The following is a 22,090-nucleotide window of genomic DNA, read 5'->3' as shown; positions in this document are numbered from 1 at the left end:
GCGGATCTTCCGGTCCTCAGCGCAGATCGATGAGGATCTTCAGCTCCTGCCCGGCGGGGTCGAGGAGGGCTTCGAAGCCGTTTGCCACCACCTCGTTGAGGCGGATGCGGCGGGTGACGACCTTTTCCGCCGGCAGCAGACCCTTGCCGATCAGCGCCGCCACCTTCGGCCACATGAGGGTCGAGTAGCACCACGAGCCGCGCACATCGATGTCCTTGAAGGTGACGGTGAAGCCATCCACCGCCGGCTTGCCCACGTGCAGCCCCACCTGCACCACCACGCCCTGCCGGCGCACCGCGTCGATGCAGGTGGCGAGCGCCGCCTCGGCTCCCACGCATTCGAGCGCCACGTCCACGCCCACATGGCCTTCGGTCTGGTCGCGGATGGCATCGGCCACGGCGTCCCGCTTCGGGTTGAGGATGATGACATCAGGCAGGATGGACCGCGCCATGGCGAGGCGGTTGTCGTTGGTGTCGGAGAGGAAGATCTGCGTCGCCCCCGCCGCCCGCGCCGCCAGCACCTGCAACTGCCCGATGGGTCCGGCGCCGGTGACGAGCACGCTCGATCCCGGCTTCACCCCGCCACGCTCGGCGGCATAGACGGTGACCGCGGTGGGCTCCACCAGCGCCGCCTGCTCGTCGCTGACGAAATCGGGCATCGCGAAGACGTTGTAGTCGTTCACCAGCGCGTATTCCGCCATGCCACCCCACTGCCAGCCGAGGCCGATGATGGCGAGGCTTTCGGAGAGCTGGTAGAGGCCGCGCGTGCCGAAATAGTCGTCGCGCGGCGACACCATGGGCTGCACCGAAACCCGGTCGCCCACCTTCACGTTCGTCACCTCCCCGCCGATGGCGACGACGGTGCCGCCAAATTCATGGCCCAGCACCTGCGGAAGCTTCGCGCCGGTGTAGGGATGCGGGTCGGTCGGGATGAAGATGGGGCCGGCGGCGTATTCGTGCAGGTCGGTGCCGCAGATGCCGCAGAAGCTGTTGCGGATGACGACCTGGCGCGGGCCGGGGGCGGGCGGTTCGTTGATGTCCTCGACGCGCACGTCGCGTTTGGCGTGGAAGCGGGCGGCCTTCATGGGCGTTTCTCCCTTGTGTCTGTTCTTGATGGCTGGTCAGGCCGGCTCGGTGGCGAGGGCGTCGAACGCCTCGAGCGCCTTGCCCGCATAGACGGCGGACGGCCCGCCGCCCATCTCGATGCACACGCCGAGGATCTCGGCCACTTCCGCGCGGGTGGCGCCGTGGCTCCGCGCATTGGCAGCGTGGAACACGATGCAGTCCGCGCAGCCCTGGTGGACGGCGATGGCGAGGGCCACCAGCTCCTTCATCTTGGCCGGCACGGCGCCCGACTTCGACGCCTCGCCCATGAGACCGCGGAAGGCTGTCATCACCTGCGGCGCCGCCTTGGCAAGGGCGCCGAAACGCTGGTTCATCTCTCTCAATTGCTGGGGCACGGAAGATGTCATGGCGTTTCCTCAGGTGAAGACCATTCCGCCGTCCACGAGCAGGGACTGGCCGGTCATGAAGTCGGATTGGGATGAAGCGAGGAAGCGGGCGACGCCGACGAGATCGTCGGGGCGCGAGGCGCGACCCAGCACGGCGCCGGCCGCGAAGGTGTCGAAGGCCTCGTTCTCGCCGTGGGTCAGGCCGCTGTCGCGGAAGCCCTTGTCGATCACCTTCCACATGTCGGTGGCCACCACGCCGGGGCAGAAGGCGTTGGCGGTGATGCCCTCTTTGCCGAAGGCGCGGGCGGCAGCCTGGGTCATGGCCACCACCGCGAACTTGCTGGCGCAGTAATGGGCCAGGGGCTCGTAGCCCTGCTTGGCGGCGATGGAGGCGGTGTTGATGATCTTGCCGCCGCCGCCCTGCTTGCGGAACGTCTTCACCGCTTCCTGCATGCCGATGAGCACGCCGAGCGCATTCACATCGGTGACGAAGCGCCAGTCCTCCTCGGTGATGTCGAGGAAGGGGCGCGTCTGGGCGACGCCGGCATTGTTGAACAGCACGTCGAGCCGCCCAAAGGCCGCAACCGCCTTGTCAATGAGCGCGCGCACCTGCGGCCGCTCGCGCACGTCCACCGGCACGGCGATGGCGGTGCCGCCCTTGGCCGTGATCTCGTTCGCCACCTTCGTCGCTGCCGCCTCTGAAAGGTCGGCGACAACAATGCGGGCGCCGTCCTCCGCGAGGGCCCTGGCGATGGCGGCGCCGATGCCGCCGGCCGCGCCGGTGATGATGATGCTCTTGTCCTTGAGATCGGACATGTGTCCTCCTTCGCCGGTCGCCCTGGCGCGCCGGTGCTTGTCGTTGCGGGGTTTCAGGCGGTCAGCGCTTGAGGTGGTCGAGCAGCAGCTCGTTCACCCGGCCGGACTTTTCCATCTGCACCATGTGGCCGGCGCCGGGCAGTACCTCCACGGTGGCGCGGCCTTCCAGCGCGCCGGCATGGGCAGCAGGAATGACGCGGTCGGTCTCGCCCCACACCACGAGGATGGGCGCGTCGGTCTGTTTCAGCCTGTCGGCCAGCACATGGGTCTGCCGCTCGGCGGGGAAGAGATTGGCGGAGAGGGCGGTCAGCGCGCTGTCCACGCCGTCGAGGCGCTTGTACTTGAGGATATCCTCGATCAACTGGCGCGTCACTGTTCCGGGATCATGGAACAACTGCTCCAGCACCGGCTTCATGTCGCGCCGTGAGCCGGCGGCGACGAAGCCGTCGGTGTAGCCGGAATTGATCTCCGGCCCGAGCCCGGCCGAGCCGATGAGCGCGAGGGACGCCACCCGCCCCGGATGCTCCAGCGCGGTGGCGCTCGCCACCGCCCCGCCCATGGAATGGCCTACGAGATGCGCGCGCGGAATTGCCAACGCATCCATGAAGGCGATGAGCGCTCCGGAGAGAAAGGCAAGGTTCGCCTCGCCCACTGCCTTGTCCGATTGCCCATGCCCCGGCAGGTCGAGGGCATAGACCGTGGCGGCCTCGGCGAGGGCGTCGATGTTGAACAGCCAGTTGTCGAGGTCGCCGCCGAAACCGTGGACCAGAACCACGGTTTTCTCGCCCTCGCCCCGGCGGGCGTAGCGGAGGCGGCCGGCGGGCGTGTCCACGAACTCGTAGCGTGGGCCCGAGGCTTCCTCCCCCGCGCCCGCCTCCTCCGGCACCGCGAAGGCGGCGACGAAGGCGTCGATCTCGGCGTCCGGAACGTCCGCATCGGCCAGCACGCCGATGAGTGCCTTGACCGGATAGACCGTGCCCGGCGTGCCGAGGGTCCGGCGCAGTACGCCGGCGTCGCCCGCCTCCACCACGCCGGCGATCTTGTCGGTCTCCACCTCGACGATCTCGTCGCCGATGGCGATGGCCGTGCCCTCCGGCTTCAGCCAGCCCGTGACCTTGCCCTCCGCCATGGAGAGCCCCCACTTGGGCATGACGATGGGCTTGATGCGCGTATCCGTCATTGTCCGATGTCTCCGGCGATCAGGCGGCGAGCGCCTGGGGATGGGTCTTCAGCACGGCGGCCGCGATGGCGTCGGCGGAGGGGATGTAGAGGTCCTCCAGAGCCGGGGAGAACGGCACCGGCGTGTGCGGCGCGGTCACCATCTGCGGTGCCGCTTTCAGCGCTCCGAACGCCTGCTGGGCCACATAGGCCGCAACATCCGTGGCGATGGAGCAGCGCGGATTGGCCTCGTCCACCACAACTAGGCGGCCGGTGTTTTCCACGCTCTCGATCACCGTGTCCCAGTCGATGGGCGAGAGGGTGCGCAGGTCGATCACCTCCGCTTCAAGGCCGCTGCGCTTCGAGAGGGTCGCCGCTGCCTCGAGCGCGCGATGGACGGTGAGGCCGTAGCTGACGATGGTCACGTCCCGCCCGTCCCGCACCACGTTCGCCTCGCCGAAGGGGATGGCATAGGGCTCGACCGGCACGTCCGCCTCGCTGGCGTAGAGGTTCTTGTGCTCGCAGAAGATCACCGGATCATCGTCGCGGATGGACTGGATCAGCAGGCCCTTGGCGTCATAGGCGTTGGAGGGGCACACCACCTTCAGCCCGGGCACGTGGGTGAACATGGGGGTCAGCATCTGCGAGTGCTGGGCGGCAGCGCGGAAGCCGGCGCCCACCATGGCGCGGATGACCACCGGGGTCTTCGCCTTGCCGCCGAACATGTAACGGAACTTGGCCGCCTGGTTCAGGATCTGGTCGAAGCACACGCCCATGAAGTCGAGGAACATCAGCTCGGCCACCGGCCGCATGCCGCAGGCGGCGGCGCCGATGGCCGCGCCGATGTAGGCGCTCTCCGACAAGGGCGTGTCCATGAGGCGGTTGCCGTGCTTGCCGTAGAGGCCCTTGGTGACGCCGAGCACGCCGCCCCAGGCATCCATCTCTCCCGGGGAGCCGGAGCCGCCGACGATGTCCTCGCCGAGCAGGATGACGGTGGGGTCGCGACGCATTTCAAGGTCGAGGGCTTCGTTGATCGCCAGCTTGAAGCTGAGGGTGCGGGACATGGTTTCCTCCAGGAAATTGTTTGGCCGTGCGGGTTCGCTGTCGTGGCTCAGTAGGAGACGTAGACGTCGCTGGTGAGTTCCTGCGGGGTCGGCTGCGGCGCCGACTTGGCCGAGGACACGGCGTCGTCGATGAGGCTCGCCACCTCGCGGTCCATGAGCGCGATCTCGGCATCGGAGACGATGCCCGCCGCCGTGACGCGATCGGCGAAGATCTTCAGGCAGTCGCGGTTGAGGCGGTTGAAGTCGTTCTCGCCCTTGGCTTTGTAGGTCTGGCTGTCGCCCTCGAAATGGCCGTAGAAGCGCACCATCTTGCATTCGAGCAGCGCCGGCCCGCCGCCCGCGCGCGCCTTGGCGATGAGTTCGCCGGCCGCCTTGTGCACGGCGAAGAAATCCGTGCCGTCCACGCTGACGCCCGGCAGGCCGAAGCCGTGGGCGCGATCGAGGAAGCTGTCCACGCCGGTGGCGTAAGTCACCGAGGTCGCCTCCGCGTATCCGTTGTTCTCCAGCACGAAGATCACCGGCAGATTCCAGACGGCGGCGAGGTTCATGCTTTCCAGAACTGTGCCCTGGTTGGCCGCGCCATCCCCGAAGAAGGTGATGCCGACGCCCCCGTCGCCGCGGCACTTGGCGGCGAGCGCCGCGCCGCAGATGAGCGGTGCGCCGGCGCCCAGGATGCCGTTCGCGCCCATCATCCCCTTGGAGAGATCGGCGATGTGCATGGAGCCGCCCTTGCCCCGGCACGAGCCGGTGGACTTGCCGTAGATCTCGGCCATCATCTCCTCCACGTCCACGCCCTTGGCGATGCAGTGCCCGTGGCCGCGATGGGTGGAGGCGATGCGGTCGCTGTCGGTGAGGTGCATCATGATGCCGGTGGCGCAGGCCTCCTCGCCGGCATAAAGGTGGACGAAGCCGGGAATGTCGCCCTTGGCGAATTCCACGTGCAGCCGCTCCTCGAAATCGCGGATGGTCCGCATGGTGCGGTAGGCCGCAAGCAGCGCGTCCTTCTCCAGCGGAATGGGATTGTTGGACAGCGCGCCGTCGGCGGTCTGCATGGGCGACGTGATGGACATGGGCTTTTCCTCCTCCTTCGGATCGACGGGACCGGCAGGGAGGAAGGGCAGCCGCGGGCGCGCCCGTTCACGGCCCGCTTCTGGCGGAGCGGGCCACGTTTCCTTCCCTTGCCGTGTTCTTCAGTGCCGGCTTCGCGCCGGCTTGATGGAAAGGACATGAGCAAGGGGCGGGCCAATCGCGCCCGTCGCGTCAAACCGTTGCGGGACAAGGCGGTGCCGCCAGCGTGGCGCGGGAGCACCTGAGGCGGCGAGGCCACAGGTGTGGCGCCGCGCGTGCCACAGGTGTTGCAGCTTGGCCCTCACCATGGATTTCGCGGACACACCCCTGATCCGTGGAAAGGCTTGCCGGCGCTCCATTTCGCGGCAACACTCGCGCACAATAAAAAACGATCTGGGAGGATCGTCATGCGACAGGAGCAGGTCGCGCATATCGACGAGCTCATGCGCGCGGCGAGCGGCTTGCCCGTGCCGTCACGCGGCACGCGCGATCCCGTCATCATGAAGTCCTGGCAGCGCTGCGTCAGCGAGCACCGTCTCGATCCCGTGGTGTTGCGCGAGCCGCTGATCCTGCCCTCGACGCAGCTGCGCGAGCATCAGGACGCCATGGACGAATTCACCCACACCGCGCGGTTCGGGGTGGAGACGCTGTATCGCGACGTGGCGGGCCTCGGCTATGTGCTGCTGCTCACCGATGCCAAGGGCATCACCGTGGATTTCATCGGCGATCCCACCTTCGACGCCACCCTCATGCGCGCCGGCCTCTATCTCGGCGCCGACTGGAAGGAGCCGAGCGCGGGCACTTGCGCCGTGGGCACCTGCATCGCCACCGGCGAGGCGCTGGTGGTGCACCAGACCGATCATTTCGACGCGACCCACATCCCGCTCACCTGCACGGCGGCGCCCGTGTTCGATCCCTCCGGCGCGCTCGCCGCCGTGCTCGACATCTCGGCGCTGCGCTCCCCCCAGCCGAAGGAGAGTCAGCTCCTCGCGCTCCAGCTGGTGAAGTCGGTCGCGCACAAGATCGAGACGGCGAACCTGCTCAATCGCTTCCGGGGCGAGTTCATCCTGCGCCTCGCGCCCTCGCCCGAATTCGCCGATGTGGACCCGCCTTATGTGCTGGCGGTGGACAGTTCCGGCTGCATCGCCGGTTTCAACAGCAAGGCCCGCGCGCTGCTGCGGCGCGAGCTGGAGGCACGGCCGCCGGCCGATGCCGTGCGGCCGCTGGTGGGGCGCCGCCTGAGCGAGTTCATCGAGATCGCCATCGACGACCTGCCGCGCCTCGGCCCGGCGAGCCCCGTGGCGCAGCGCATGGTCCGCCTCGCCGGCACGGGGACGCCCATGTTCGCCCATTGCCAGCTGCCCGCCCGCATCTCCACGCGGTCGGTTGCGGCCGCCCCGCCGAGCCTGCCGGCACCGCTCGCCGGCCTCCACGGCGGTGATGCGGCCATGGCGACGGTGACGGCCCGCGCGGCGCGGCTGGTTAACACCCAGATGAACCTCATCGTCTGCGGCGAGACGGGCACCGGCAAGGAGTTCCTCGCCAAGGCCATCCACGCCGCCGGCGCCCGCTCCGCGCGGCCCTTCGTGGCGGTGAACTGCGCGGCGCTGCCGGAGACATTGATCGAGGGCGAATTGTTCGGCTACGAGGCCGGCGCCTTCACTGGCGCCGTCGCACGCGGCCGCAAGGGTCTCGTGCTGGAGGCGGACGGCGGCACGCTCTTCCTGGACGAGATCGGCGACATGCCTCTGACCCTCCAGACCCGCCTCCTGCGTGTGCTGGCGGAGCGGGAGGTAACGCCATTGGGCCGTTCGCGGCCGGTGCCGGTGAACATCCGCGTCATCGCCGCGACCCACCGCGATCTCCTCGCGGAGGTGAACGCCGGCCGCTTCCGCGAAGACCTCTATTTCCGCCTGAGCGGTGCCGTCCTCACTCTGCCGCCGCTGCGCCGCCGCGCCGATTTCGAGTGGCTGGTGGAGCGTCTGCTGGAGGAGCGGGGCAAGGCGGCGAAGACCCGCTTCAGCCTGTCGCCGGACGCGCGCGATCTGCTGCGCGCCTATCGCTGGCCCGGGAATATCCGTGAGCTGATGAACACGCTCGATTTCGCCTGCGCGCTCGCCGCCGAGGGGACGATCCAGTGGGAAGACCTTCCCGAACGCCTGCGCGAGGCTGACGCCCCGCACGAGGCGGGCGCGGCTGTCCTGTCGTCCGCCTTCCCATCAGGGGAGGGGGAGATCGCCCACGACCGGCTCCTCGCTGCCCTGCGGGCGCGGAGCTGGAACATCTCCGCCGTCGCCCGCGACCTCGGTGTGGACCGCACCACGATCCACCGCCGCATGCGCCGCTACGGCATTGCGCGCCGCGTCTAGCGCGAACCACGCGTGCAAAGGGGGGATGCGCGATGGCCCGCTTCGGCGCTCCCTGAATGGATCTCATCGCTCTAGGCGGCGGACTCATAACGCATTGATCCAGATGCGGACGGCAGCGAGCTTGAGGGCTGCGAGGAAGTTGTCCGGACGGCGATCGTAGCGCGTGGCGAGGCCGCGCATCTGCTTGATACGGTTGAAGAAGCGCTCGACAAGGTTCCTCTGGCGGTAGAGCCACGGACTGAAGGCGAAGGTGCGCTTGCGGATCGTGCGAGGCGGCACATTGGCGAAAGCGCCGCGTTCCGCCGTCTCGGCGCGGATGGCGTCCGTGTCATAGGCCTTGTCGGCGAGGAGGATGCTGCCGGGTGCGAGCCGGGCCAGGAGTTCGCGCCCGGCCGGTGCGTCGCCGGCCTGCCCTGCGGTGAGCAAGAGGTGGATCGGACGGCCCTCCGCATCGACCAAGACGTGGATCTTGGTTGTCAGTCCACCCCGGGAGCGTCCCATGCAACCATCGTCATCGCCCCCTTTTTGATCGCGGCGCCGTGCTGGTGAACGCGAACGCAGGAGCTGTCGATCAAGACGATGTCCCCGTCATAGGCGGCCGAGACCGCTTCCAGCAGCTTGTCCCAGCCCCCCGCGGCCCTCCAGCGCACGAAACGGTTGTAGAGGGTTGTACGCGGTCCATAGCGCTCCGGCACATCCCGCCACGGCGCACCGGTCCGAAAGCGCCAGAGGATGCCGTTGATCACCCGGCGGTCATCCACCCGCGCCACGCCGCGCACCTTGTTCGGCAGCAGCGGCGCGATGATCGCCCATTCCTCGTCGGTCAGCTCGTGGCGGCGCATCTGTTAGCCTCCCAGTTCGGGAGCTTGAATCATGACACGCTCAGGCGCGCAAATTTATGGGGCCACTGCCTAAGCCGACCTGAGGTCAGGCTCCGCCACGCGCCGGCCGGGGCGCAGCGCCGAATGTCGCCATCTCGCCTACGAGCCACGCTTCGAGCGCCCTCAGTTCCGCGCGGATGGCCGCCTGCGGCGAGATCCACAGCCTCAGGTGCCGCGCGCCGGGCGTGAAGCCGAAAGGCGCCACCAGCCGGCCGGATTGCAGTTCGCTCAGCGCCAGCATGTGCGGCACCACCGCAACGCCGAGGCCGCAGGCCGCCGCCTGGATGAGCAGATAGAAATGATCGAAGCTGCGCTGCGCCTTGAGGGTGAGGCCGCCGTTGCCGGTCGCCTCGGCCCAGTCCCGCCACGCCTCCGGCCGGGTGTTTGTGGCGAGCAGGTGCGCGCGCGCCAGATCGTTCGGCGTCGCCAGCGGCATGGCGGCGAGATAGTCGGGGGCGCAGACCGGGCCGATCCACTCCGCCCCCAGTTCGCGGATGATGGCATCGCGGGGTGGCGGGATGGTGGAGGAGCGGATCGCCAGCGAGATGTTGTCGCGGCTGAAATCCACCTTGTCGTAATTCATGTTCAGCTCCACCTGCACGTCCGGATTGCGGCGGTGAAACCCGGCCATGCGCGGGATGAGCCAGCACAGCATGATGGAGGCCGAGCAGGAGAGGGTCAGCGGTCCCGGCCGCACCCGCTCAAGCGTGGCATGGATCACCCCGAACGCGGTCGTCAGCCCCTCGGCGAGGCGCTGTCCCTCGGGCGTCGGATCGGTGGCGGTACCCCGGCGGGCCAGCAACTGGACGCCGAGGGTCGCTTCCAGCGCCTTCACATGGCGGCTGACGGCCCCGTGCGTGACGCACAATTCCTCCGCCGCCCGGCTCATGCTCCGATGCCGCGCCGTGGCCTCGAACGCGCGCAGCGCTACCAATGATGGCAAGGGGTGGCTCGCCTGTTGAGACATCGGCTGAAGGCTCTGTTTCGCTGCAATGCAGCATCAAAGATGTGAGTTTAGCTCACATCCGGTGGACAACAAATCGATTGTTCCTGCCGCCTCCCAGCGCCTAATGGCGCATGTCAGCTCTAAGCCCGGGCAGCCACCTGCGCGGCGTCCCGAGCCCAAAAACAAGAACGCGCAGACGGCAACCCATCTGCCTTATCTGGGAGGATAACCATGCCTGAGCCCGAGGTGTCGGCCGTCGAGCGGTCGGCCATCAGCAAGGTCTGCTGGCGGCTGACGCCGTTCATCGGCCTGATGTTCTTCATCAACTTCCTCGACCGTACCGCCGTGTCCTTCGCCGGACCCAACGGCATGACCAAGGACCTGGGCCTGAACGCCGCACAGTTCGGCTTCGCCGCGGGCATCTTCTTCCTCGGCTACATCCTCCTGGAAGTGCCGAGCAACCTTGCGCTCCACAAGTTCGGCGCCCGCCGCTGGCTGGCCCGCATCATGGTCACCTGGGGCATCGTCGCCCTGCTGTTCACTTGGGTGAGCAGCGTGGAAGGCCTTTATTTCCTGCGCTTCCTGCTGGGCGTTGCCGAAGCCGGCTTCTTCCCCGGCGCGATCCTCTATCTCAGCCTGTGGGTACCAGCGCGTCACCGCAACAAGGTGCTGGCGCTGTTCTATGTGGCGCAACCGCTCACCATCGTCATCGGTGCGCCCTTCGCGTCGGCGCTGATCGGTGCTGACGGGCTGATGGGCCTCGCCGGCTGGCGTGTCATGTTCTTCGGCGTCGCGGTACCGGCCATCGTGGTGGGCGTGATCGCCTGGTTCTACCTCGTGGACAAGCCGGCCGACGCGAAATGGCTAACCGCCGCGGAGCGCTCCTGGCTCACGTCCGAGCTCGCCAAGGAAGAGAAGGCGAAGGGCGGCTCGCACAACATCCTCGCCACCGGCGCGCTCCTGAACGGACGGGTGTGGCTGCTCTCCTTCGTCTATTTCGGTCTCATCTATGGCCTCTATGCGCTGGCCTTCTTCCTGCCCACCATCATCTCCGGCTTCGAGGCCCAGTTCGGCTCCAAGTTCAGCGTGATGCAGAAGGGCTTCATCACCGCCATCCCCTATCTGCCCGCGGCATTCGCCCTGGTGCTGTGGAGCCGGCAGGCGGCGAAGACCGGCGTGAAGCCCTGGCATGTGGGCCTGCCCGCCCTCATCGGCGCCGTCTCCATCCCGGTGGCGCTCTACATGAACTCGCCTGCGGCTACGGTGGCGGTCATCACGGTCACTGCCTGCGCCATCTTCTCGGCACTGCCCAACTTCTGGGCCATCCCCGCCCGCTTCCTGTCGGGTGCCGGCGCGGCGGCGGGCATCGCCCTCATCAACACGGTAGGCAACGTGGCCGGCTTTGCGGCACCCTTCATCACCGGATGGGTGAAGGATGCCACTGGCTCCTTCCAGGCGGCGATGCTGCTGGTGGGCGGCTTCATGTTCCTGTCCGCGGTGCTGACCCTGGTGGTGGCGCGGCAGGGCGAGAGCCTCGGCGACAGGGCCGCGGCTCCGGCGCGCTCGGCCTGAGGGCGCAACTGAACAAACACGAGGGGCCGGCATTGCCGGCCCCGATGAAGACGACGGGAGAAACAAGATGGATGCGAAGATCGCGCTGTTCGGCGCCGGCGGAAAGATGGGCGTGCGCCTGTCCAAGAACCTCGCCAAGACGGACTTCCGCGTGGCCCATGTGGAGGTCAGCGAGGTCGGCCGCAAGCGGCTCAAGGACGAGGTGGGTGTCGACTGCATCGAGGTGGATGCCGCCCTCGACGGCGCCGACGTGGTGATCCTCGCCGTGCCGGATACGCTCATCGGCAAGATCTCGCACGCCATCTCGCCCAAGCTGAAGGCGGGCACCATGGTGATGCTGCTGGACGCCGCAGCACCCTTCGCCGGCCATCTGCCCGAGCGGCCCGACCTCATCTATTTCGTCTCGCACCCTTGCCATCCTTTGATTTTCAACGACGAAACCACCGAGGAAGGCCGGCGCGACTATTTCGGCGGTGTGGCGGCGAAGCAGTCCATCACCTCCGCGCTGATGCAGGGGCCGGACGAGGCGTTCGCCCTGGGCGAGGCGGTGGCGAAGGCCATCTACGCCCCCATCCTGCGCTCCTATCGCCTGACCGTTGAACAGATGGCGATCCTGGAGCCGGGCCTGTCCGAGACCATCTGCGCCACCCTGCTCGATGTGATGCGGGAAGCCATGGACGAGACGGTGCGGCGGGGGGTGCCGGCGGAGTGCGCGCGGGACTTCCTGCTCGGCCACATGAACATCCTTGCGGCGGTGACGTTCAAGGAAATTCCGGGCATGTTCTCAGATGCTTGCAACAAGGCCATCCAGTTCGGCAAGCCGCGGCTGATGCGGGACGACTGGCTCAAGTGCCTGGACAATGACGAGATCGCCGAGAGCATCCGCCGCATCACCTGAGCGGCGCCAGATCCCCCGAGAGCCCAACCAATTCCTCAACAAAGGCAATTGGTTGGGTTCACCTGACAGACGACCTTGGGAACCCGTGTGATGAGCGATCGTGTCCATGCCACCTACTGGATGGAGACCGGGGGCGACCCGGCCCGGACGGCGGAGGTCATCGCCGGGGAGCAGTCGAGCGGCACCTTCGTGGCGCTGGCCACCGAGACGGCCGAGCTGAAACAGCGATCGGGTGCAAAAGTCGAGCGTCTTGAGATGCTTGACGTGGTGGACCGGCCCAGCCTGCCGGGCGCCATGGCGTCCGATCGCTACACGAGGGCGACGCTCGAACTGTCCTGGCCGGTGGAGAATTTCGGCCCGTCCCTGCCGAACCTGATGTCGACGATCGCCGGCAATCTGTTCGAGTTACACCAGGTTTCCGGTCTGCGTATCACCGGCCTTCAGCTGCCATTCGGCTTCACGTCAGCTTTCAAGGGTCCGGCCTTCGGCATTTCCGGCACCCGCCGCCTCGCCGGAGTGGCGGAAGGGCCCATCATCGGCACCATCATCAAGCCCTCCATCGGCCTCACGGCGGAGGAGACCGCGCAGCAGGTGCGCGAGCTGATCGCCGGCGACATCGACTTCATCAAGGACGACGAACTGCAGGCCGACGGCGGCCGCTGCCCGTTCGAGGAGCGGGTGCGGGCGGTGATGCGGGTGGTGAACGATGCGGCCGACCGGCGGGGCCGCAAGGTGATGGTGGCCTTCAACATCACCGGCGACCTGGACGAGATGCGCCGCCGGCATGACCTCGTGCTGGAGCTGGGCGGCACCTGCGTGATGGTGTGCCTCAATTCCATCGGCCTCGTGGGCGTGCGGGAGATTGCTCGCCACGCCCAGCTGCCGTTGCATGGCCACCGGGCCGGCTGGGGCACGCTCTACCGCGCTCCGGCGCTGGGGTGGGACTATGCCCCCTGGCAGCAGCTCTGGCGGCTGGCGGGGGTGGACCACCTGCATGTGAACGGGCTCTACAACAAGTTCTCCGAGAGCAACGAGAGCGTCATCGCCGCCGCCCGCGCGGTGCTGGCGCCCATCAATGACGCGGCTCCCATGGAGGCCATGCCGGTCTTCTCCTCCGGCCAGACCGGACGGCAGGCGGCACAGACCTATGCCGCCATCGGCTGCGCCGATCTCATCCACACGGCGGGCGGCGGCATCTTCGGCCATCCCGCGGGGGTGCCGGCCGGCGTCGAGGCGCTGCGGGCGGCATGGCGGGCGGCCATGGCGGGGGCGAGCCTTGAGGACGAGGCGACGCGCAGCACTGCGCTCAAGACCGCGCTCGGCTTCTGGCGATGATTTCGGGGACCAAGACCGGGGCGGCGCTGCCGGAAGGCCTGCTCTTCGCCTATTATGGCGACGACTTCACCGGCTCGACCGACGCGCTGGAGGCGATCACCGCGGCCGGCGTGCCCTCGGTGCTGTTCCTACGCCCGCCCACCGAGGAGATGCGAGCCCGCTTTCCCCATGCCCGCGCCATCGGCCTTGCCGGCTCCTCGCGCGGGCGAGCGCCGGAGTGGATGGACAAGGAGCTGCCGCCCCTCTTCGCCCGCCTCGCGGCGCTGGGCGCGCCGGTGCTGCACTACAAGGTCTGCTCCACCTTCGATTCCGCGCCGCATGTGGGCTCCATCGGCCGCGCCATCGATCTCGGGGTGCGGCAGATGGGCGGCAACTGGTCGCCCATGGTGGTGGGCGTGCCGCGCCTCGGCCGCTACCAGATGTTCGGAAACCTGTTCGTCACCTGGAACGGCACCACCTACCGGCTCGACCGCCACCCCACCATGTCGCGCCATCCGGTGACGCCCATGGATGAGGCGGATCTTGGCCGTCATCTCGCGCGCCAGACGGACCGGCGCATCGCCCTCATCGATCTCGCCGAGATCCGCGCCGGCAAGGCGCAGGCGCGCTGCGACGCGCTCCGGGGCGGTGACACGCCCGTGGTGCTCATCGATGTGATGGACGAGGCGACGCTGGTGGGGGCCGGACGGCTCATCTGGGAAAACCGGGGCGACGGTCTGTTCTCCGCCTCCTCCTCCGGCCTGCAATATGCGCTCGCCGCCTATTGGCGCAGCCTCGGCCTGCTGCCGGAAACACCCGGTTTGCCGAAGGCTACGGCCGTGGAGAAGATCGCCGTGGTCTCGGGCAGCTGCTCGCCGGTGACGGCGGCACAGCTCGCTCACGCGCGGACCACCGGCTTCCACACCGAGCGGCTGGACCTCTCCCACGCGCTCTCCGACGCCCATCGGGAGGCGGAAATCGCCCGCGCCGTCGCCACGGCCATGGATGCGCTGTCGCGCGGCCAGAGCCCGGTCGTCTACAGCGCCGAGGGACCGGACGACCCGGCCGTCGCCGGCTTCGACGCCACCGCCGCTGTGGCCGGCCTTTCCCGTGCCGATGCGGCGCGGCGGGTGGGCACGGTGCTGGCGGAGATCATGCGCCGCGTCGTGGAAAGCGGCGCGGTGCGGCGGGTGATGGTGGCGGGCGGCGACTCTTCCGGCGAGGTGATGGAGGCGCTCAACATCTTCGCCCTCGACATCGTCGCCGGCCTCGCCCCCGGCGCCCCCCTGTGCCGTGCATGGTCCGACGATCCGCTCTATGACGGTCTGGAACTGGTGCTGAAGGGCGGCCAGATGGGGCCGACCGATTTCTTCCCTCAGGTGAGGGGCTGAGGCGCTCCGCATTCCTGTCGCGCCCACTCCCAGGGCCGGCTGTCTTGACGCCGCCGGCCCGGATCGTTCTTCGCGCCCCGCGCCATGATCGACGGGATCGAGCTGCCGATCCGGCGCCGAGTGCGCCCGGTTCAGCGCAATTCGAGGACCACGCTGAAATCGCCGTCGCCCCCTTCGAAGCGCAGCGCGCCGCCGTGGGCGCGGGCGACTTCTCCGGCGATGGCGAGGCCGAGGCCGGAGCCGGACGAGGCCGCGCCCTTCTGGAACGGCATGGCGACACGCGCCTGATCCGACGCGGCGATGCCGGGGCCGTCGTCCCATACCCGCAGCGCGACGCCGTCCGGCGTGCGCTCCACGGATACAGACAGCCGCTTGCGGGCGCCGTGCATCAGGCCGTTGTGGATCAGGTTGGCCAGCGCCTCGCCGACGCTGATGGCGTCCACATCGAGCCGCGGCGCGCCCTCCAGCGGCACGAAGCTGATGGAGATTTCCCGGTCGAGGGTGAGCGGCACGGCGCGGGAGAGCACGGCCTTCGCCAGCGCGTTGAGGTCGGTGGGCGCAAGGCTCTGCGCGCGGGCGCGGTGGAGCACCATGGCATGGTCCAGCAACTGGCTGGTGAGCCGGCCGAGTTCGGCGACGCGCGACCTGAGCCCCTCCAACTGGGCGGCCTGCGCCGGGTCGTCCGTCTCCAGCAGTTCCACCTGTGCATCGATGGCGGCGAGCGGCGTGCGGATCTGATGGGCGGCATCGGCGATGAAGCGCTGCATGAGGCCGATGCGCTCCCTGAGGCGCAGCATGAAGCCGTCGATGGCCTCCACCAGCGCCCGCGCCTCGGGCGGCGGGGTGAGCGCAATGGGGCTCAGATCGTCGGGCTGGCGGCCGGCGATCTCCCGCTCGATGCGGGTGAGCGGCGAGAAGACGAGGCGCAGGCTGAGGGCCGCCGTGGCGAGGGCGAGAAGGCTCATGGCCGCGATCATGGCGAGGGCCTTGAAGGCGAGGTCGGACGCGAGGGCGGCGCGCGCCGTGAGCGTCTGCGCCACGATGATGCGGGTCCAGCCGTCGCCGGGCGCGCCCTCCACCTTGCGGACGAGGCCGGCGACGCGCACCGGCTGCCCCTGATACTGGCCATCCTCCAGCACGACGCCCTTCCGCAGGCGCTCCGGCGAGGCGGCGAGCGTGAGGTCGCCATAGCCCGCCACCACGATGCCGCGCGGATCGGTGACGCTGTAGAACACGAGGTCATAGGCCGAGAGCGTGGCGATGGCGGCGACCGGCGGATCGAGCGTCACGACGCCGCCCTGCAGATAGATGTTCTCCGCGATCTGCACCGCCCCGCCCACCAGCAGCTTGTCATAGGCATCGCGGGCGGCCAGCGCCGCATATTGCCAGGCGGCGATGCTCAGCGCGGCGGCGCCGAGCAGCAGGATCGCCGCCAGCGCGGCGAGCATGCGGGCGCGGAGCGAGGCCCTAAGGTCACGAAGCGACAAGCTGGTAGCCCAGGCCGCGCTCGGTGCGGATTTCAACGGACGTGGCGGCGAGCTTGCGGCGCAGCCGGGTGATGAACTGCTCCACTGCATTGGTGCTGGGATCGCGGTCGAAGCCGAACAATTGCTCCAGCAATTCCTCCTTGCCGACGAAGGCGCCGGGGCGCGAGGCGAGGATTTCCAGCACGGTCAGCTCGCGCCGGGTGAGATCGAGCGGTGCGCCCGCGATCATCGCCGTGCGTCCCGCCCGGTCGATCACCAGCGGGCCGGCCTTGATGGTGTTGTCCGCCATGCCCGCCGCCCGGCGCAGCAGGGCGCGCGCCCGCGCCTCCAGCTCGCGATAGTCGAACGGCTTCACCAGATAGTCGTCGGCGCCGAGGTCGAGGGCGCTGATGCGGTCGTCCACCGCCGAGCGGGCGGTGAGCACCAATACGGGCGAGCGCAGGCCGCGCCGGCGCAAGTGCTTCAGCACGGTGAAGCCGTCCATGTTGGGCAGCATCACGTCGAGCACCACGAGGTCGTAGGGCTGCACCTCGATCAGCTCGCTCGCGGTGCGCCCGTCGGTCTCCCAGTCCACGGCATAGCCGATGCGCTCGAAGCGCTTCTGCACCGCGAGGCCGATCTCCGGCGTGTCTTCCACCAGCAGAATGCGCACCGAACGCTCCCGCGATCAAAGCCGCCCGGTGTCAGGTTCGGGTCAGGATCGCCGGCTATGATCCTAAACAAGGTCGCCGAAGTGCACCAAGAACAATTTGCGCCGATCGGCGCGGGGAGGAACGATGACTATGCATCCAGACCAGACTGGATTCGCGCCGCTGCTCAGCGTCGAGGGCGTGACCCTTCAATACAAGACGCCCGACAGTCTCGTCACGGCCACCTATCGCGTGGACTTCAAGGTCTACGATTCCGACCGCTTCGTTCTTCTCGGTCCGTCAGGTTGCGGCAAGTCCACGCTGCTGAAGGCCATCGGCGGATACATCACGCCGACCGAGGGCAAGATCCGCCTCAAGGACCATGAGGTGAAGGAGCCCGGCCCGGACCGCATGATGGTGTTCCAGGAGTTCGACCAGCTCCTGCCGTGGAAAACCGTCGGCGAGAACGTGATCTTCGCGCTCACCTCCTCCGGCCGCCTGGGTGCCGCCGAGGCGCGCGAGCGGGCGCGCTCCTACATCGACAAGGTGGGCCTCACCAAGTTCATCGACAGCTATCCCCACATGCTCTCCGGCGGCATGAAGCAGCGCGTCGCCATCGCCCGCGGCATGGCCATGGAGCCGGACGTGCTGCTGATGGACGAGCCCTTCGCCGCGCTCGACGCGCTCACCCGCCGCAAGATGCAGGACGAGCTGCTGCAATTGTGGGACGACACGCGCTTCACCGTCCTGTTCGTCACCCACTCCATCGAGGAGGCGATCAAGATCGGCACGCGCATCCTCCTGCTCTCGCCCCATCCCGGCCGGGTCCGGGCGGAGCTGAACAGCGTTCCGGCCGAACAGATGGGCACCTCGGCGCAGGTCGAGCTGGAAGCCCGCATCAACGACATGCTCTTCGGACACTGAGGACACGCCCGTGAACCAGACCCTCGCCTTGCGTCCGGAGATCGTCAATCCGGAAACGCCCCTCGGCAACATCACCGTCGAGGCCACCCTTTCGCCCTTTGAGCGCATCTACCGCATCGGCGCGGTGCGCAAGGCCATCATCCTCGTGGCGCTGGCGGCGCTGTGGCAGGCCTATGGCGTGTGGCTCGCCAACCCGCTGCTGTTCCCCACCTTCACCGACACGCTCTCGGCCTTCTTCGAGAACATCGCCAACGGGGTGATCCCGGCGCGCACCCTCTCCTCGCTGGAGACGCTGCTCATCGGCTATGCCATCGGCATCGTGCTCGCCGCCGTGCTCACCACCATCGCCATCGGCTCGCGGCTCGGGGCGGACCTGCTGGAGGCGCTGACCTCCATGTTCAATCCGCTGCCGGCCATCGCGCTGCTGCCGCTGGCGCTCATCTGGTTCGGGCTCGGCAAGGGCAGCGTCATCTTCGTGCTGGTGCACTCGGTGCTGTGGGCCATCGCGCTCAACACCCATTCGGGCTTCCGCGCCGTCTCAAAGACGCTGCGGATGGTGGGCATGAATTACGGCCTGCGCGGGCTGAAGCTGGTGCGGCTCATCCTCATCCCCGCCGCCTTCCCGGCCATCCTCACCGGCCTCAAGGTGGGCTGGGCCTTCGCCTGGCGCACGCTGATCGCGGCCGAGCTGGTGTTCGGCGTCTCCTCCGGCTCCGGCGGCCTCGGCTGGTTCATCTTCGAGAACCGCAACCAGCTGGAGACGGCCAACGTCTTCGCCGGCCTGTTCACCGTCATCCTCATCGGCCTTGCCGTGGAAAACCTGATCTTCGCCACCATCGAGCGCAAGACCGTGCATCGCTGGGGCATGCAGCACTGACCCGGGTCGCCAAACCCGTCATCGAACGAGAACACAAAGGGAGAGAGACATGGGCTGGATGAAGTGCCTCAAGGCCGCCGCCGTCGCCGTCGCAGCGACGCTCGCCGCCGGCGCCGCGCAGGCGGAAGTGAAGGACGTCCGCATCTCGAAGGGCTACGGCATCCTCTACCTGCCGCTCATCGTGATGGAGGACCAGAAGCTCCTGGAGAAGCAGGCGGAGAAGGCGGGCCTTGGCCCGCTCAAGGTCAACTGGCTGATGCTGGACGGCGGCAACGTCATCAACGACGCCATGATGGCCGGCTCCCTCGACATCGCCGGCACCGGCGCGCCCGGCTTCATCACGCTGTGGTCGAAGGCCAAGGGCATCCCGAACGTGGAGGTGGTCGGCGTCAGCGGCCTGTCCTCCACCGCCCTGTGGATGAACACCAACAATCCGGCCGTCACTTCGCTGAAGGACTTCAAGTCCTCCGACAAGATCGCCTTGCCGGGGATCAAGACCTCGCTCTCGGCCGTCATTCTCCAGATGATGGCGGCGCAAGAATTCGGCCGCGAGAACTACGCCAAGCTCGATCCCATGACCGTGGGCCTGCCCCATCCCGAGGCGCTCGCGGCTCTCACCGCCGGCCGGACCGAGATCACCGCGCACTTCACCTCGCCGCCCTTCTCCTATCTGGAGGTGAAGAACCCCAATGTGCGCCGCGTGGCGAACTCGGTGGATATTCTCGGGCGCCTGACCATGGACGTGACGTTCGCCCCCAAGCGCTTCGTCGATGCCAACCCGAAGGTGGTGCAGGCCTTCCTTGACGCGCTCGACGAGGCGGACGCGTTCATCGCCAGGGACAAGGCGGCCGCAGCCGAGATCTATGTGCGCTCCTCCAAGGTGAAGACCACCCAGCAGGAGGTGCTGGAGATGCTGGAGGACAAGGACACCTGGTTCTCCACCACGCCCGAGGGCATCATGAAGATCGCCGATTTCATGCACCTCGCGGGCTCCATCAAGGTGAAGCCGGCGAGCTGGAGCGACCTGTTCGTGCCGCAGCTGCGCACCCGCAGCGGCAGCTGAGGGGCAGCCCGCGCCTCACCCTTGAAGGTCGAATAGACCGAGGCAGGTGTGAGCCGAGTTCAACGGGGGGAGGGGGCGCGTATCGCGGCGGACCGGCAGGCCGCAACCTCCCGTCGAGCCTTCCCGAGCGTGGCGCCCCATTGTGTGGGCGCCGCGGAGGGATATCCTCGCCCCATGGACATGATCCGCATTCTGCTGGTCGACGATCATCCGATCGTGCGCGAGGGCTACCGCCGGCTGCTCGACCGTCAGCCCGGCCTTTCTGTCGTGGCTGAGGCGGGCGACGGGATCGCGGCGCTCACCGCCTTCGCCGCCCATGCGCCGGATATCGTGCTGATGGACCTGTCCATGCCCGGCGGCGGCGGCTTCGCGGCGGTGGAGGCCATGGTGGCCCGCGATCCGGGGGCGCGGATCATCGTCGTGTCCATGCACCAGGGCGCCATCTTCGCCCAGAAGGCCATGGCGGCGGGCGCCCGGGGCTTCGTGTCCAAGAGCAGCCCGCCGGAGGAACTGGTCAAGGCCATAACGGCGGTGGCGGCGGGGCGGCGGGCGCTGTCGTCGGACATGGCCCAGGAGCTGGCCCGCACCTCGCTCGGCACCGACGAGATCGCCAGCCTGACACCGCGGGAGCGCGAGATCCTGCTGCTCGTCGCGCGCGGCATGAACGGCCGCTCCATCGCCCGCAGCCTCGGGCTCTCTTCCAAGACCGTCCAGAACAACCTGTCGCTGATCCGGGCCAAGCTCGGCGCCTCCGGTGACGCCGACCTGGTGCTGAAGGCTCAGCGGTCCGGCCTCGTCCCTGCCATCTGATGCGCCGGCTCCTGCCCCAGCTGGTGCTGCGCGTGCTGGCGGCGGGGCTTGCCACGGTGGTGGTCGCCGCCGGCTGGGTGCTGTGGGATACGGCGCAGGCGGCGCGGCAGGATGTGGCGACCACCGCCGTCCGCGTCGCCGACGCCATCGCCGCCCGCCCGAGCTTCGAGGGGCTCGCCTTCGGCGGCGTGGCGCCGGTGCCGGTGTTCCGTGACTGGCAGGCCTTTCCCTCCTGGACCCTCATCGCGCCGGGGATCTGCGTCGAACTCGGTGCGCGGGAGAATCCGCTGCACCGGCGCTGCGGCCCCTATGTCGCCTCCGACGTGGCGCCGCCAGGCTGGTTTGTCTGGCTGGCGGAGCACCTCGGCCTGATGCCGGAGCCCATGTCCGTGCCGGTGCGCACGCGCTACCTGACCGATGCCTATGTCACCGCTTCGGCCGACACCGGAGTCGTCATGAGCCGCGCCTGGACGCGGACCGGCGACCTGATGCGGGTGGCGGTGGGCATGGCGGTCGGCGGCTCCATCCTCACCGGCCTGCTGATGGTCCGGCTCCTCGCCCCGTTCCGCATCATCCTGAGCGGCATCGAGCGCCTCCAGCGGCGCGACTTCTCGGCCGGGCTGCCGCCGCTCCATGTCGCCGAGTTCGATCGTCTGAGCACGGCGCTGAACCATACGGCTGAGACGCTCAAGGAGGCGCAGGCCATGCGCACCGAGCTGACGCGCCGCCTGTTCACCATGCAGGAAAGCGAGCGGCGGGCGCTCGCCCGTGAACTGCACGACGAGTTCGGCCAGTGCCTCACCGCCACCCGGGCGCTGGCCACGGCCATCGCGCAGTCGAAGGAATCTACCGCCGAGGACGGCGCGCGGATCGCCGAGATCAGCGGACAGATGATGGACAGCCTGCGCGCCGAGCTGTCCCGCCTGCGCCCGCCCGACCTCGACGACCTCGGTCTGCGCCATGCGCTGGAGCGGCTCGTCGCCGACTGGCGCAGCCGCGTGCCTGCCATCCGCTTCGCGCTGGAGCTGAAGGGCGACATGGAGACGGTGCCGGACACCCTCGCTCTCAGCCTCTACCGCATCGCCCAGGAATGCCTCACCAATGCCGTCCGCCATGGCGGCGCGGGCCGCGTGGTGCTGACGCTGGAGGTCGCCGAGACCATCACCCTGACCGTCGAGGATGACGGCGCAGCGCGGCCCGACAGCCGGGCGGGCGACGGCTTCGGTTTGCTGGGCATCCGCGAGCGGGTCGATGCGCTGGGCGGCAGCTTCGCGCTGCTGCCGTCGGGCGGCGGCATGCGGGCGACGGCACTTCTTCCCCGCTGATCCGGGTGATCTTCCCGAACCGGCCGGGAAGGGCTCTCTGGCGGCGCG

Annotated in this window: 19 protein-coding genes and 1 pseudogene; 10 read left to right on the top strand and 10 right to left on the bottom strand. The window is 68.5% G+C overall.

What is annotated here, in order from left to right:
* Positions 1-16: 16 nt before the first annotated feature.
* The 6 genes from XAN126_RS0117590 to XAN126_RS0117565 form a co-directional block, all read right to left on the bottom strand.
* Positions 17-1,084: a 2,3-butanediol dehydrogenase gene (locus XAN126_RS0117590; RefSeq protein ID WP_024279896.1), complete on the bottom strand. Its 1,068-nt coding sequence runs from the start codon at positions 1,082-1,084 to the stop codon at positions 17-19.
* A 36-nt stretch (positions 1,085-1,120) separates the two neighbouring features.
* On the bottom strand, positions 1,121-1,471 hold the full coding sequence (locus XAN126_RS0117585; protein ID WP_024279895.1) for a carboxymuconolactone decarboxylase family protein: 351 nt from the start codon (positions 1,469-1,471) through the stop codon (positions 1,121-1,123).
* A gap of 9 nt (positions 1,472-1,480) precedes the next feature.
* Positions 1,481-2,266, bottom strand: a complete 786-nt coding sequence (locus XAN126_RS0117580) for a glucose 1-dehydrogenase (protein WP_024279894.1) — start codon at positions 2,264-2,266, stop codon at positions 1,481-1,483.
* Between the two features lie 61 nt (positions 2,267-2,327).
* Positions 2,328-3,446 carry an acetoin dehydrogenase dihydrolipoyllysine-residue acetyltransferase subunit gene (locus XAN126_RS0117575; RefSeq protein WP_024279893.1) on the bottom strand — a complete coding sequence of 373 codons (1,119 nt, stop codon included), beginning with the start codon at positions 3,444-3,446 and terminating at the stop codon, positions 2,328-2,330.
* A 19-nt stretch (positions 3,447-3,465) separates the two neighbouring features.
* Positions 3,466-4,488, bottom strand: coding sequence for an alpha-ketoacid dehydrogenase subunit beta (locus XAN126_RS0117570; protein WP_024279892.1), 1,023 nt, complete (start codon positions 4,486-4,488; stop codon positions 3,466-3,468).
* Positions 4,489-4,535: 47 nt separating this feature from the next.
* Positions 4,536-5,558 carry a thiamine pyrophosphate-dependent dehydrogenase E1 component subunit alpha gene (locus XAN126_RS0117565; RefSeq protein ID WP_280938291.1) on the bottom strand — a complete coding sequence of 341 codons (1,023 nt, stop codon included), beginning with the start codon at positions 5,556-5,558 and terminating at the stop codon, positions 4,536-4,538.
* Between the two features lie 405 nt (positions 5,559-5,963).
* Here XAN126_RS0117565 and XAN126_RS0117560 point away from each other — a divergent pair, with 405 nt between their 5' ends.
* Positions 5,964-7,925, top strand: a complete 1,962-nt coding sequence (locus XAN126_RS0117560) for a sigma-54-dependent Fis family transcriptional regulator (protein ID WP_024279890.1) — start codon at positions 5,964-5,966, stop codon at positions 7,923-7,925.
* An 84-nt stretch (positions 7,926-8,009) separates the two neighbouring features.
* Here XAN126_RS0117560 and XAN126_RS27900 read toward each other — a convergent pair.
* Both XAN126_RS27900 and XAN126_RS0117545 read right to left on the bottom strand, forming a co-directional pair.
* Positions 8,010-8,767, bottom strand: a pseudogene (locus tag XAN126_RS27900) (IS5 family transposase).
* A gap of 85 nt (positions 8,768-8,852) precedes the next feature.
* Entirely contained in the window at positions 8,853-9,749 is an 897-nt protein-coding gene (locus XAN126_RS0117545) for a LysR substrate-binding domain-containing protein (RefSeq protein WP_245272274.1), read from the bottom strand.
* A gap of 234 nt (positions 9,750-9,983) precedes the next feature.
* Here XAN126_RS0117545 and XAN126_RS0117540 point away from each other — a divergent pair, with 234 nt between their 5' ends.
* The 4 genes from XAN126_RS0117540 to oiaK all read left to right on the top strand — a co-directional run bounded on the left by XAN126_RS0117540 (position 9,984) and on the right by oiaK (position 14,927).
* Complete coding sequence (locus tag XAN126_RS0117540) at positions 9,984-11,324, top strand: MFS transporter (RefSeq protein WP_024279886.1); 1,341 nt, start codon at positions 9,984-9,986, stop codon at positions 11,322-11,324.
* Positions 11,325-11,391: 67 nt separating this feature from the next.
* Positions 11,392-12,222 carry a phosphogluconate dehydrogenase C-terminal domain-containing protein gene (locus XAN126_RS0117535; protein ID WP_024279885.1) on the top strand — a complete coding sequence of 277 codons (831 nt, stop codon included), beginning with the start codon at positions 11,392-11,394 and terminating at the stop codon, positions 12,220-12,222.
* A 90-nt stretch (positions 12,223-12,312) separates the two neighbouring features.
* Positions 12,313-13,557 carry a ribulose-bisphosphate carboxylase large subunit family protein gene (locus tag XAN126_RS0117530; protein WP_024279884.1) on the top strand — a complete coding sequence of 415 codons (1,245 nt, stop codon included), beginning with the start codon at positions 12,313-12,315 and terminating at the stop codon, positions 13,555-13,557.
* Positions 13,554-14,927: a 3-oxo-isoapionate kinase OiaK gene (oiaK, locus tag XAN126_RS0117525; RefSeq protein WP_029877333.1), complete on the top strand. Its 1,374-nt coding sequence runs from the start codon at positions 13,554-13,556 to the stop codon at positions 14,925-14,927. Before XAN126_RS0117530 ends, oiaK begins: the two co-directional genes overlap by 4 nt.
* 131 nt (positions 14,928-15,058) lie before the next feature.
* Here the strand turns inward: oiaK and XAN126_RS0117520 are convergent, their stop codons facing one another.
* Entirely contained in the window at positions 15,059-16,375 is a 1,317-nt protein-coding gene (locus XAN126_RS0117520) for a sensor histidine kinase (protein WP_051460627.1), read from the bottom strand.
* Between the two features lie 25 nt (positions 16,376-16,400).
* The gene (locus tag XAN126_RS0117515; RefSeq protein WP_024279882.1) at positions 16,401-17,066 is read right to left on the bottom strand and encodes a response regulator transcription factor; all 666 of its coding nucleotides are present in this window, start codon (positions 17,064-17,066) and stop codon (positions 16,401-16,403) included.
* A 124-nt stretch (positions 17,067-17,190) separates the two neighbouring features.
* Here XAN126_RS0117515 and XAN126_RS0117510 point away from each other — a divergent pair, with 124 nt between their 5' ends.
* The 5 genes from XAN126_RS0117510 to XAN126_RS0117490 all read left to right on the top strand — a co-directional run bounded on the left by XAN126_RS0117510 (position 17,191) and on the right by XAN126_RS0117490 (position 22,042).
* Complete coding sequence (locus XAN126_RS0117510; protein WP_024279881.1) at positions 17,191-17,967, top strand: ABC transporter ATP-binding protein; 777 nt, start codon at positions 17,191-17,193, stop codon at positions 17,965-17,967.
* A gap of 10 nt (positions 17,968-17,977) precedes the next feature.
* Positions 17,978-18,844, top strand: a complete 867-nt coding sequence (locus XAN126_RS0117505; RefSeq protein WP_024279880.1) for an ABC transporter permease — start codon at positions 17,978-17,980, stop codon at positions 18,842-18,844.
* A 49-nt stretch (positions 18,845-18,893) separates the two neighbouring features.
* Entirely contained in the window at positions 18,894-19,907 is a 1,014-nt protein-coding gene (locus XAN126_RS0117500) for an ABC transporter substrate-binding protein (protein ID WP_024279879.1), read from the top strand.
* Between the two features lie 174 nt (positions 19,908-20,081).
* Entirely contained in the window at positions 20,082-20,717 is a 636-nt protein-coding gene (locus tag XAN126_RS0117495) for a response regulator transcription factor (RefSeq protein WP_024279878.1), read from the top strand.
* Positions 20,717-22,042: a histidine kinase gene (locus XAN126_RS0117490; protein WP_024279877.1), complete on the top strand. Its 1,326-nt coding sequence runs from the start codon at positions 20,717-20,719 to the stop codon at positions 22,040-22,042. The genes XAN126_RS0117495 and XAN126_RS0117490 overlap by 1 nt, the downstream gene beginning before the upstream one ends.
* The last annotated feature ends 48 nt before the right edge of the window (positions 22,043-22,090 follow it).

The sequence above is a fragment of the Xanthobacter sp. 126 genome, assembly GCF_000526175.1.
GTDB classification, from domain to species: Bacteria; Pseudomonadota; Alphaproteobacteria; order Rhizobiales; family Xanthobacteraceae; genus Xanthobacter; species Xanthobacter aminoxidans.
This window is presented reverse-complemented; position numbering and strand designations above follow the sequence as displayed.

Coding starts and splice junctions, on each gene's coding strand:
- XAN126_RS0117590 (WP_024279896.1), bottom strand. CDS start 1,084: ATGAAGGCCGCCCGCTTCCACGCCAAACGCGACGTGCGCGTCGAGGAC.
- XAN126_RS0117585 (WP_024279895.1), bottom strand. CDS start 1,471: ATGACATCTTCCGTGCCCCAGCAATTGAGAGAGATGAACCAGCGTTTC.
- XAN126_RS0117580 (WP_024279894.1), bottom strand. CDS start 2,266: ATGTCCGATCTCAAGGACAAGAGCATCATCATCACCGGCGCGGCCGGC.
- XAN126_RS0117575 (WP_024279893.1), bottom strand. CDS start 3,446: ATGACGGATACGCGCATCAAGCCCATCGTCATGCCCAAGTGGGGGCTC.
- XAN126_RS0117570 (WP_024279892.1), bottom strand. CDS start 4,488: ATGTCCCGCACCCTCAGCTTCAAGCTGGCGATCAACGAAGCCCTCGAC.
- XAN126_RS0117565 (WP_280938291.1), bottom strand. CDS start 5,558: ATGTCCATCACGTCGCCCATGCAGACCGCCGACGGCGCGCTGTCCAAC.
- XAN126_RS0117560 (WP_024279890.1), top strand. CDS start 5,964: ATGCGACAGGAGCAGGTCGCGCATATCGACGAGCTCATGCGCGCGGCG.
- XAN126_RS0117540 (WP_024279886.1), top strand. CDS start 9,984: ATGCCTGAGCCCGAGGTGTCGGCCGTCGAGCGGTCGGCCATCAGCAAG.
- XAN126_RS0117535 (WP_024279885.1), top strand. CDS start 11,392: ATGGATGCGAAGATCGCGCTGTTCGGCGCCGGCGGAAAGATGGGCGTG.
- XAN126_RS0117530 (WP_024279884.1), top strand. CDS start 12,313: ATGAGCGATCGTGTCCATGCCACCTACTGGATGGAGACCGGGGGCGAC.
- oiaK (WP_029877333.1), top strand. CDS start 13,554: ATGATTTCGGGGACCAAGACCGGGGCGGCGCTGCCGGAAGGCCTGCTC.
- XAN126_RS0117520 (WP_051460627.1), bottom strand. CDS start 16,375: ATGCTCGCCGCGCTGGCGGCGATCCTGCTGCTCGGCGCCGCCGCGCTG.
- XAN126_RS0117510 (WP_024279881.1), top strand. CDS start 17,191: ATGACTATGCATCCAGACCAGACTGGATTCGCGCCGCTGCTCAGCGTC.
- XAN126_RS0117500 (WP_024279879.1), top strand. CDS start 18,894: ATGGGCTGGATGAAGTGCCTCAAGGCCGCCGCCGTCGCCGTCGCAGCG.
- XAN126_RS0117495 (WP_024279878.1), top strand. CDS start 20,082: ATGGACATGATCCGCATTCTGCTGGTCGACGATCATCCGATCGTGCGC.
- XAN126_RS0117490 (WP_024279877.1), top strand. CDS start 20,717: ATGCGCCGGCTCCTGCCCCAGCTGGTGCTGCGCGTGCTGGCGGCGGGG.